Origin of the sequence: Niallia sp. 01092 (assembly GCF_052318935.1) — a bacterium.
In the GTDB taxonomy this organism is placed as follows: domain Bacteria; phylum Bacillota; class Bacilli; order Bacillales; family Cytobacillaceae; genus Niallia.
Map to the genome: position 1 here is coordinate 204,767 of NZ_JBQRKO010000005.1, position 10,980 is coordinate 215,746.

Below are 10,980 nucleotides of genomic sequence, written 5' to 3' on the forward strand. Positions count from 1 at the left end.
ACACCTCGTCAACACTGTTGATGAGGTGTTTTTTATGTGGAGAAAAAGAGCAGTTGGTATTACGATATTATTTTTAATCATTTTAGGAGGATTACTTGCCCGATTAGTGCAAATCCAGCTTGTGGAAACAGAACATTTTACAAAGCATCATATAAATTTAGTGGAAGCGAGTGTCAAGCAACGATCTCAAGAGATGGTTTTAGATAATGGCAGAGGGGGATTTTTGGATAGACACGGAGAGTCGCTTACACAACAAACACAAACTGTTTTAATTCTTTTTCCTTTTTTACAAAATATGGAGTGGGATCATAAAAGAATAGCGGATATTATTGGGGTTTCTGAATACAATTTAACGAATGCTGTTAAAAATGCGAAGGAGCCTGTTGTATTTGGAGGAAACAATCCAACGACTCTTACGACGTTACAAAGGGATGAGGTAAATAAATTAGCGATCCCTGGCGTGTTTGCAGTCGATAAAAAATATAATCTGAAAAATAATCTTGCTGAACAATTACTTGGCATAACAGGGCAAAACGAAGAGCTGCTTGCGAAAAGATATCCAGATAAAAAGTTGTCCATGGACACATTAATGGGGGTTACCGGTCTTGAAAAAAGCTTTGATGAGTTTTTGCTGCCGGATGGTGAAGCAAAGCTAGTCTATCATGTCGATGCAACAGGAGGTCCGTTATTTGGCATCAATGTAAAATATACAGAACCAGGAAATCCCTTTTATCCTGTTAATATAAAAACAACGATTGATAAAAATCTTCAAGAAACTGCTGAAAAACTAGTCGATGAGCAAGGAATTAAAAAAGGTGGTTTAGTTCTTTTAGATTTAGAAACAAATTCGATTGCGGCAATCGTATCAAGGCCACATATTAACAGTAATAATCCTTTTGAAACAGATGGAATAAACAACTATATGCTAAAACAGCAAATCGTTGGCTCAGTCTTTAAAACGGTTGTAGCAGCAGCAGCGATTGATCATAAGCTTGACGATGATGGCCGAACCTATGATTGCAGCAGAAAAATCAATGGAGACCCAGATCCAACTTATCAGCATGGTATGTTAAATTTTACAAATAGCTTTGCGGTAAGCTGTAACAATACATTTGCGACCATTGCGAAGGAACTAAAAGATGTCGATGAGAATTTACTGGAAGAATACGCAGAGAAATTAACTTTAACGACAATGGTTGGTTGGGAAGGAAATGTGTACCACACAACGAATTTTAAACAGCTGCAAGAGGAAGAAAAAGGCAGGGTGTTTTTATCAGAAGCAGCGAAAAAAGATAAAAATTATGTGGCGTTGACTGGAATTGGACAAAATGAGGTGAGGGTAACGCCGCTTGCGGTTGCTAATATGATGGCTACGATTGCAAGAGGCGGAGAAAAGCAAAGTGTACGAGCTGCTTCTGAAATAGATTATAAAAATGGAAGTACGCTTTTAAAATTTAAACAACAAGATTTGCCGGGAAAAACGATTTCCCCCGTTACCGCAGAGAAATTACAAAAATTATTAAGAGAAGTGGTTGTAAATGATAAAGGTACAGGCAGATGGTTTCAGAATTTACCGTATGAAGTAGCTGGAAAATCAGGTACTGCGGAAACTGGGGTAATGAAGGATGGGAAGCAATTGCATAATAAATGGTTTGCAGGATATTTTCCTTATAATCATCCAAAATATGCTTTAGTAACGGTAAACCTAGGAGTTTTATCAGATGAAGGTGGAGTCAATCCCTTGTTTTCTGAAATGGTGAAGGCTGCCTATCAATATGATAAAGATCATTAATGGAAGGAAGGGTGTTACCTTAATACTTTTCACTATTGCTTTCTCATGTTAGAATATGTACAGCCTTGCTAAACTATAGATATACACATATCTGAATAGGTAAATATAGGGAGGAGAAACACTTTGAGCACTGAAGCTAATAATAATCAAAGCCGTTCTGAACAACGATTAAAACGGAGAAAAACAAATCTTATCTTAAATAGTTTAATCGGGATTGTCCTTTTACTAATTGTATTTGTTTCTTATTCTATCTTTCATACTAATGATAGTAAAAATGCGGATAAGCCAAATAAAAATAATGTGAAAACAGAACAAACAAATAAAGACGACAAAGTAGAAGCAGAAACAGTTAACGGGAATGCTAACGGAAGCGATAAAACAGCAGATGAAGAAACAATGGCAGAGGAAGACGAAGAAAAAACAGATGACGAAGCAATTGTAACAGAAGGCGGCAGTGATTCCAATGTAGTAAAAACAATCGAAAATCCTGCATGGGAGCCTGTTGGTACAACACAAACAGGAGAACATGCTGCTTCTTATTCGTCAGGAGCAGATTGGGACGAACAAGAGAAAGCTTTGGCATATGGAACAGGATTGGATGAATCAGATATGGTAGTCTGGTTTTTAGGAAATAATAATAAAGATCCACAAAAATCAATCGGTACAGTTTCTTCAAAAGATAAATCAAAAAAATATCGTGTTTATATTGAGTGGGTGGACGGTAAAGGCTGGAAACCTACGAAGGTAGAAGAAGTGAAGGATCTTAATATAAGATAAACTAAGTTAGAGAGGGAGCCTAAAAGTCGGCACCTCTCTAACTTTTATTTATGGCTCTGTAAAATTCCATTGTTGATTTTCAAAAGGTGCAGGAGTCTCGCAGATTCCTTTCCTATAAACAACATGATTGTTTTACAGGGCCTTATTTTTTGACTTTAAAATGAACGACTGCTGTATAATAAGGTCTCCCGTTTTCCTGTATAACCGTTTGATGGCTTACTGAGTAAACGGATAAAAGGATGCTTTTATTTATATCAATTTGATCATTAATCTGCTTTTCGATTGATTTTAAGCTATGCCCTTCAAAAAATTCAATTTTATCTTCAATTATATCCAACTGGAAATTCATTCTCCGCTCTCCCTTTTGTTAAAATAATCTTTATTTTACCATAAGTTTTTTGTTTTTTTATAAGGCCCTGTTAAATTTCAGTGTTGATATAGAATGGTCAGGAAATTCACTCGCTTTCCGCGGACATTCTTACAAGCCTCCTCGCTCGTACCCGTCTTTCCGCAGGAGTCTCGCAAATTTCCTTCTAAAATCAACATTATCGTTTAATAGAGACACCCATGCTAATAAAAATTCGCACCATGGCGCATGAAAAGAAGCAGTATCCCTATTTTTTAGCGCTGAGCAGCCGGCATACACGAAGACTCCTATGGGATTAGCGGGACAGCCGAGACCCCGCAGGAGCGCTAGCGACGAGGAGGCTCGACGCCCGCCCCATGGAAAGCGAAGTGTATGCCGGCTGCGGACTACTCACAAGAACATACACTTTTCAGGATAGCCTTTTATAAAGAAAGGTCAGCATTAAACAAAGAGAAAAACTTATCATAAATAAAGAACACGTCACAAAATAAATCATAGTATGCATATAAGAATTGTATATTATGAACATGGAGTGTGATTATTTGTGGGGAAGGAATTTATCGAGCTTTTTGAACAGTGGGCGGACACTTATGATGAAAGTTTAACAAATGATCGAGAATATAAAGAGGTTTTTCGACATTATGATGATATATTGAAAGAAGTGGCGGACCGATCATATGGTCATGTAGTCGAATTTGGTCCAGGTACTGGAAATTTAACCGTAAAGTTAATTAATAAAGGCTTATCCGTAACTGCGATAGAGCCCTCTCAAGCGATGAGGAAATTAGCAAAAGAAAAAATTGGGGATAAAGCGATATTAAAAGAAGGGGATTTTCTTGAATTTGAACTCGACCAAGTTCCTAACACTTTCGTAAGTACGTATGCCTTTCATCATTTAACGGACAAAGAAAAGGGAGAAGCGATTGCTCAATATAGTAATTACCTCCCGATTGGTGGTAAAATAGTGTTTGCAGATACAATGTATGAATCGAATGAGGATTATCATCATGCAATTGACAGTGCAATTAAAAATGGCTTTCATCATTTAGCAGAAGATTTAAAGCGTGAATACTACACAACCATTCCTGTTTTAACGAATATATTGCAGGAGCATGGATTTACAGTTGCTTTTACACAATTTAATGATTTTGTTTGGATAATGGAAGGAGTAAAAACTAGAAAGAGGTTATAAAATGAAAATAGCAATCATTGGAGCAATGGAAGAAGAAGTTAGTTTATTACGAGAACAAATAACAAATAAACAAGAACATACCATCGCTGGATTTCAATTTATAGAAGGTACTTTATTTGGCAAAGAAGTTGTTTTATTACGATCTGGAATTGGGAAAGTAAATGCTGCTATGAGCACCACCATTCTTTTACAAACATTTAAACCAGACTGCTTAATTAATACAGGTTCTGCTGGTGGACTAAATCCTGCATTAAATGTGGGGGATGTTGTTATTTCTTCAGAGGTTCGCCATCATGATGTAGACGCAACCATCTTTGGCTATGAGTATGGGCAAGTGCCACAGATGCCGCCAAGTTTTCAAGCAAATGAAGATCTAATTGTTATCGCGGAAGAAAGTGCAAAACAGATAGGAGACCACGCTGTTGTGAAAGGATTAATTACAACGGGTGACTCTTTTATTAATGATCCAGAAAGAGCTGCTTTCATTAAAAGTAAATTTACTGATTTGCAAGCTGTTGAAATGGAAGCTGCTGCTATCGCACAAGTTGCTTATCAACATCAACTTCCATTTGTTATTATTCGCTCGTTATCTGACATCGCTGGTAAAGAGTCGCATATTTCTTTTGATCAATATTTAGAAAAAGCAGCGGTTCACTCTGCGAATCTAGTAATGGGGATTGTATCTAGAATAGAAAAGCTTTAAGTAACGAATAGCAGAAAGTAGAAAGTTTTTAAACTTTCTGCTATTGTAATATTAAAACATACTATTCACCTAGGAATAATATAAATAAGCTTTGATGCCTAAATATTTTTAAGGAGGAAGAGCGTTGAAGGTTTATGAAACGATTCATCAATTAATTGGGCAAACACCAATGATGGAGTTAACCCATTTTCCCTTGCCAGAAAAGGTCCGCTTATTTGCAAAACTAGAATATTTTAACCCTGGAGGAAGTATTAAAGACAGGCTAGGGTATGAATTGATTGATCAAGCATTAAAAAGCGGAGTATTACGAGAAGGTGGAACAGTCATCGAACCAACGGCAGGCAACACAGGAATAGGTCTTACGCTCGCAGCTCTTCATAAAAACATTCAAGTGATTGTATGTGTACCAGAAAAATTTAGTATCGAAAAACAACAAATCATGATGGCATTAGGGGCAAAAATTGTGCATACTCCCACCCATTTAGGAATGCAGGGAGCCATCGACAAAGCAAAAAAACTTCAAAAGCAAATCCCTTCTTCTTACATTCCAGGACAATTTGAAAATAAAGCAAATCCAAATACTTACTATAAAACATTAGGTCCAGAAATTTGGGACCAATTGGATCATCATGTTGATATTTTTGTGGCAGGCGCCGGAACTGGCGGTACATTTATGGGAACTGCTCGCTATTTAAAAGAACAAAATAACAAGATAAAAACGGTTATAGTGGAACCAGAAGGCTCCATTTTAAATGGAGGCCAATCTGGAAGCCATAAAACAGAAGGAATCGGAATGGAGTTTATACCAGCGTATATGGATCCTGATTATTTTGACCAAATTTATACGATTTCAGATGAAGCTGCTTTTGAAAAAGTAAAGGAGCTCGCCAGCAAGGAAGGTTTGCTTGTAGGAAGTTCTTCGGGAGCTGCGTTCCAAGCGGCTTTATTAGAGGCAAAAGAAGCAAAAAAGGGAACAAATATTGTCGTGATTTTTCCTGATGGCAGCGAGCGTTATTTGAGTAAAAAGATTTATGAAGGAGGAATTTAAATGAAACGGAAAACGAAACTTATCCATGGCGGCATCGAAGGAGATCCATATACAGGGGCAGTAAATGTGCCGATTTATCAGGTGAGCACGTATAAGCAGGAAGGGGTTGGAAATCATAAAGGATTTGAATATTCGAGAACGGGCAATCCAACTCGGCATGCATTAGAAGAACTGATTAAAGATTTAGAAGAAGGAAAAAGAGGGTTTGCATTCAGTTCGGGAATGGCAGCTATCACAGCAGTAATGATGTTGTTTAAAAAAGGCGATCATATTCTGTTAACCGACGATGTGTATGGCGGAACATTTCGAGTAATGACAAAGGTTTTAAATAAATTTGGCATAGAAGCAACCTTTATTGATACGAGTAATGTAGAGAATATAAAAGAAGCTGTTCAAGATAATACAGTTGCGTTATATATTGAAACACCAACCAATCCATTATTAAAAATTACCGATATAAAAGCCGCATCTGCTGCTGCAAAAGATTTTGGATTATTAACGATTGTCGATAATACGTTTTCGACCCCCTATTGGCAAACACCTTTAACATTAGGGGCAGATATTGTACTTCATAGTGCAACAAAATATTTAGGCGGCCACAGCGATGTTGTCTCTGGTTTAGTAGTTGTTCAAGATGATAAATTAGGAGAAGACTTGCATTTTATTCAAAATGCAACGGGTGGTGTTCTTGGAGCAAACGATTCCTATCTGCTTATTCGCGGAATTAAAACACTTGGGATCCGCATGGAAGAACATGAAAGCAGCACAAGAGAAATTGTCGCCTTTTTAGTAGAACATCCGGCCGTAGAAAAAGTGTATTATCCTGGTTTAGCAACCCATCCTAATAATGAAATCAGTAAAAAACAAGCATTAGGTTTTGGCGGAATGGTTAGTTTTGATGTTGGCAGTGAAGATAAGGCTAATAAACTATTAAATAAAGTGAAATATTTTACGTTAGCAGAAAGCCTTGGTGCAGTAGAAAGCTTGATTTCGGTTCCAGCGAAAATGACCCACGCATCCATCCCGAAAGAAAGAAGAGCAGAACTAGGAATTACAGATGGATTGGTAAGAATATCAGTAGGACTAGAGGATGTGGAGGATTTAATAGATGATTTAAAACAAGGGTTAGAGTAAATCTGCTAAACAAGAAAATGTCTATAATCTGTGTGCTATGAAGGACAAAACTAGGTCGAATACCAATAAAAATGTCCTTCATCATAGCTATGAAGGACAAACCTTAATACAGCAACAAAAAAAGTTCAATATCAAGCAGGTGCAACTCCGCCCTCTTTCCATTATTACTAGTATTTTCATAAGGATGCAGTTGAAATACTATGATACAGTAAAATAAAGATTACTAGAAATAAGGGAGGGGAGAATACTTGGAAAAGAAGGTCAAAGGCTTAACAGACAAAATAGAAGATTTTAAAAGATTCGCGACTGTTTTATTAGCTGTAGGTGTTTTTTTTTATTTAGGTGTCATAATTCCTACTCTCGACAAAACGGAATGGAACACAGCAATCATGATGATCATGACAACAGCTTGTTTAGGAGCTTCTATTTTCTTTTTTACAAAAGCAAAGCAGTTTCAGAAGCAAATAAATGAACTGAAAAATGAAGAATAAATTTAACGAGAAGGAAAGGAGATAGGAAATGCTTCTTTTCTTTTTTTGTTAATAGAATATTTATGCCCCCCAAGTTAAATATCTGTTCAGCACAAGAGAGTTATTTTTTCTGGAAAGTTTATATCCATTTTTTTGAAAAAGTGTTTACAAATCTGGTGTTGGAGGATATAATTACCAATATAACTAATATTTCTTAAAGGAGGTTGAATAACATGCAAAAAGTTTTAGGATATGTATATGGAGTAAAAACTACAACTTTATATGAAACAAACACGAATTCAACCACTAAGGAATGGAAGAACTAGGTTACAACACTAATAGTCTATCCAACCGCAGGTGAGTCGTGTCCTGCGGTTTTTATATGCATTTTTATCATAACCGCAGGAGCATTTGTCTCTATGCGGTTTTTTTGCGCTTTTATAATTAAAATTTTACATTTTAGTTAAAAAAAAGTAATTTTTGATAGGGAAGGGAGGTGATATTATGACCCTGAATATGTTGTTTTTTACGATTACCATTAAAAAGGTACAACGAACACCAGAAGAAATTATTCACGAACAGCGAATTAACAAAATAATCGAAGAAAATAAAGAAAAAGCGATATCTATGTATCGTGGATTTTAAACAAATAGAAAAAGAAAGGTGTGATGTGGCATGATCATTAAATTACAAAAACGTCAAGCAATTCTATGGGTAGAGAAAGATTCTACCTAACGAAAATCGAAGGAATGCGATGTACTTAGTTGTTTTAGGCTGTTTTCCCAAAGTTTGTTGTTTTTTCGTAAAAAAATGGTAGAAGAAGTACTCAGCAGACTGAATACACGTAGACTCCTGTGGGAATGCGAGAAAGACGAGACCCCACAGGAGCATTCGCGACGAGGAGGCTCGACGCTCGCCCACGGAAAGCGAAGTGTATTCAGGCTGCGAGTTTAAAAGCAACAATCTATACGAAAACAGCCTTGTTTTATTTTTGACTTTGGAAGGCAAAATGAACAAAAGTAAAAGATTAGCTGATCCTATTAACAAGCCTAAATAGTCTGTTTGACTATCATTAAAACAGCCCTCAGTGAAGAAATTTTGTTCTTTACTGAAGGCTGACAATTAATGCTGATTTTTAGTTTTCCTTGTATTTGTATGCTAAAAGATGTTTCAAATCAGATATTTGTTCCAAGATCTCCTCGCCAACATTTGTTTCTAACACTTTTTTTCTCCTAAGCTCTCGATCTACGACTCTTTTCACCGATAAAACGTCTGTGCCATTGTGAAGCACATCTTCTTTAGAGGTAAATCGTTGATGGGCAACAAGCTGCATGCCGTAGGAATTGTATAACAGGGTGTATCCGGCAATTCCAGTTGTCGATTGATAGGCCTTGGAAAAACCGCCGTCAATCACGATCATTTTTCCATTTGCTTTAATTGGGTTTTCTCCATTGATTTCTTCCACCGGTGTATGTCCATTAATAATATGCCCTTGCTCTACGTTTAGGTTAAATTCTGCTAAAATTATCTTGCAAATCTTTTCTTCTTCTCGTAAGTAGTAATAAGGATTTTTTTGTTCAATATGCGTTTTCTTATCTTTAATAAAATAACGTTCAAATGTTGTCATATCTTTTTTGCCAAATAAAGAGGAGTTCTCACCAGACCATAAGTACCAAACCATGTCTGTTGCTATATCATCTGTTATTTCTGGATGAGAAAAGCTGTATCTTAAATAGTATTCAAAAATATCCAATAAATTCTTTCCACTATATTCTTTTCCGTTAATCACCATTGTTTTCATGCTGCCGTCTTTATTTAATGGGATGCAGCCATGAATCAACAGGTTTCCATTATATTTTAGGTACAAGCTGCCTTTTTTCATTAAAAAATGCATATGTCTTGCTAGTTTTTCTGAATGTTGAACTGCAAATAAAAGTTTTTCGATGACTTGTTCTTCTTCCTTTAACAGCAATTCAGGATGCTCTGGATCAATGGTTGCAAAACATGTATTTTCTAATGGATACGTTTTGCTGTCTAGTTCAATCGTATTTGCTTGATAATCTATTTTTTCCAGCAGCAGTCTGTGATTCATATGAAAATCCGGTCTTCTTTTGATGATGTCCATTTCCAGTTTAAATTGAATAATTGATATAGCTTGATGAATTTTCGTAATTTGTAAAATTTCTTCTTCAGAGTGCTCTTCTTCTTTTGAATTTAGTTTTGGACGAAAAGCACGGTTATCTTGATAATATTTCTCTGCTAGACTTTGAAGCGGCCGCAAATTAATGCCATACGCATCTTCAATAATATCCAAGTTGTCATATCTTGCACAGATCCTAATAATATTCGCAAGACATACTTTTGATCCAGCGTAAGCGCCAATCCATAAAGCATCATGGTTGCCCCACTGAATATCTACGGAGTGATACTTCATTAAACGCTCCATGATTTTATCTGGCTCAGGTCCACGGTCATAAATATCGCCAACAACATGAAGATGATTAACGACTAACGTCTGTATCGTGTATGCCAGCCCGCTAATTAGTTTACTTGCTTGACCGAGGGAGATAATTTTTTTAATGATTTCAGTATAATATTCTTTTTTATTGTCAAGTTCATCTTTTTTATATAAAAGTTCTTCAATTATATATACAAATTGGTCTGGCAAAGCTTTCCGCACTTTAGAACGTGTATATTTAGAGGAAGCAAAAGAAAGCAGCCTAATCATTCGTTCAATGGTATCCGCATACCATTGATGCAATAAATTTTCATCTTGAAATGAATTTTTAATAAGAAGCAGCTTTTCTTCCGGATAGTAAACGAGTGTTGCAAATTCATCTCTTTCTTTTTTGGAGAGTTCATCCTTAAATAAGTCTTTAATTTTTTCTTTTACATTTCCAGAACCATTTCTTAATACATGTTGGAAAGCGTTATACTCTCCATGCAAGTCACTCACAAAATGTTCGGTTCCTTTTGGCAAATTTAAAATAGCTTCTAAATTGATAATTTGGGTGACAACTTTTTCTTCACAATCATATTTTTCCGTTAATAAGTCCAAATATTTCGTATCCATCTGTATCCCCTCGCATTAAATAAACTTATGATGTTATTTTGTATCATTGAAAATGTTGAATTTTCAATATAATTAGAAAGCTCTTAATTTATATTATACAAGTAAATCGGCAGAGGAACTTAATTTTTCATTTAAAGACAGTAGAAAATAATATAATTTTTGAAAATTCTTTCTAAATATAAAAATATTTGCCTCGCAAAAAAAGAGTATGGTAATTTTTGTATCATTCTATAGTCTCTTGATATACTACTTATATATTTCAATTGAGGATGGAGAAATAATGACTTATCCATGATAGATTGATTTGAAACTTATTAGATTGTCATTTTACCACTAGTGTTGTATAAATACTGTCGAAATTTTCAGTCAAATTATTTTCCCTGTTAAGAGCCAATAAAGTAAATACCCTATCAAAGGTGGCTCT

At 35.7% G+C, this 10,980-nt stretch carries 10 protein-coding genes; 8 read left to right on the forward strand and 2 right to left on the reverse strand.

Annotated elements, in window-relative coordinates:
* Positions 1 to 34 precede the first annotated feature (34 nt).
* Positions 35 to 1,792, forward strand: coding sequence for a peptidoglycan D,D-transpeptidase FtsI family protein (locus ACTXGU_RS07085; protein ID WP_443480793.1), 1,758 nt, complete (start codon positions 35 to 37; stop codon positions 1,790 to 1,792).
* Positions 1,793 to 1,915: 123 nt separating this feature from the next.
* Positions 1,916 to 2,569, forward strand: a complete 654-nt coding sequence (locus ACTXGU_RS07090; RefSeq protein WP_443480794.1) for a DUF1510 family protein — start codon at positions 1,916 to 1,918, stop codon at positions 2,567 to 2,569.
* A 142-nt stretch (positions 2,570 to 2,711) separates the two neighbouring features.
* Here ACTXGU_RS07090 and ACTXGU_RS07095 read toward each other — a convergent pair whose 3' ends face one another.
* Positions 2,712 to 2,918, reverse strand: a complete 207-nt coding sequence (locus ACTXGU_RS07095) for a DUF2536 family protein (protein ID WP_443480795.1) — start codon at positions 2,916 to 2,918, stop codon at positions 2,712 to 2,714.
* A 562-nt stretch (positions 2,919 to 3,480) separates the two neighbouring features.
* Here ACTXGU_RS07095 and ACTXGU_RS07100 point away from each other — a divergent pair.
* From ACTXGU_RS07100 to ACTXGU_RS07125, 6 genes are all read left to right on the forward strand, one after another.
* A complete protein-coding gene (locus ACTXGU_RS07100) occupies positions 3,481 to 4,128 on the forward strand; it encodes a class I SAM-dependent DNA methyltransferase (RefSeq protein WP_443480796.1) in 648 nt (215 codons plus the stop codon).
* A gap of 1 nt (position 4,129) precedes the next feature.
* Positions 4,130 to 4,831: a 5'-methylthioadenosine/S-adenosylhomocysteine nucleosidase gene (gene mtnN / locus ACTXGU_RS07105; RefSeq protein ID WP_443480797.1), complete on the forward strand. Its 702-nt coding sequence runs from the start codon at positions 4,130 to 4,132 to the stop codon at positions 4,829 to 4,831.
* 124 nt (positions 4,832 to 4,955) lie between these two features.
* Positions 4,956 to 5,879: a PLP-dependent cysteine synthase family protein gene (locus ACTXGU_RS07110; protein ID WP_443480798.1), complete on the forward strand. Its 924-nt coding sequence runs from the start codon at positions 4,956 to 4,958 to the stop codon at positions 5,877 to 5,879.
* Positions 5,880 to 7,013, forward strand: a complete 1,134-nt coding sequence (locus tag ACTXGU_RS07115) for a bifunctional cystathionine gamma-lyase/homocysteine desulfhydrase (RefSeq protein WP_443480799.1) — start codon at positions 5,880 to 5,882, stop codon at positions 7,011 to 7,013. It abuts the gene before it with no gap.
* 248 nt (positions 7,014 to 7,261) lie between these two features.
* Entirely contained in the window at positions 7,262 to 7,504 is a 243-nt protein-coding gene (locus ACTXGU_RS07120) for a YrhC family protein (RefSeq protein ID WP_443480800.1), read from the forward strand.
* 483 nt (positions 7,505 to 7,987) lie between these two features.
* Complete coding sequence (locus tag ACTXGU_RS07125; RefSeq protein WP_443480801.1) at positions 7,988 to 8,128, forward strand: YrzI family small protein; 141 nt, start codon at positions 7,988 to 7,990, stop codon at positions 8,126 to 8,128.
* A gap of 490 nt (positions 8,129 to 8,618) precedes the next feature.
* Here ACTXGU_RS07125 and ACTXGU_RS07130 read toward each other — a convergent pair whose 3' ends face one another.
* Positions 8,619 to 10,556 carry a fructose-1,6-bisphosphatase gene (locus ACTXGU_RS07130; RefSeq protein ID WP_443480802.1) on the reverse strand — a complete coding sequence of 646 codons (1,938 nt, stop codon included), beginning with the start codon at positions 10,554 to 10,556 and terminating at the stop codon, positions 8,619 to 8,621.
* Positions 10,557 to 10,980 lie beyond the last annotated feature (424 nt).

Bases quoted from the DNA above. Each gene is read 5' to 3' on its own strand.
- ACTXGU_RS07085 (WP_443480793.1), top strand. From the start codon at position 35: ATGTGGAGAAAAAGAGCAGTTGGTATTACGATATTATTTTTAATCATT.
- ACTXGU_RS07095 (WP_443480795.1), bottom strand. From the start codon at position 2,918: ATGAATTTCCAGTTGGATATAATTGAAGATAAAATTGAATTTTTTGAA.
- mtnN (WP_443480797.1), top strand. From the start codon at position 4,130: ATGAAAATAGCAATCATTGGAGCAATGGAAGAAGAAGTTAGTTTATTA.
- ACTXGU_RS07115 (WP_443480799.1), top strand. From the start codon at position 5,880: ATGAAACGGAAAACGAAACTTATCCATGGCGGCATCGAAGGAGATCCA.
- ACTXGU_RS07125 (WP_443480801.1), top strand. From the start codon at position 7,988: ATGACCCTGAATATGTTGTTTTTTACGATTACCATTAAAAAGGTACAA.
- ACTXGU_RS07130 (WP_443480802.1), bottom strand. From the start codon at position 10,556: ATGGATACGAAATATTTGGACTTATTAACGGAAAAATATGATTGTGAA.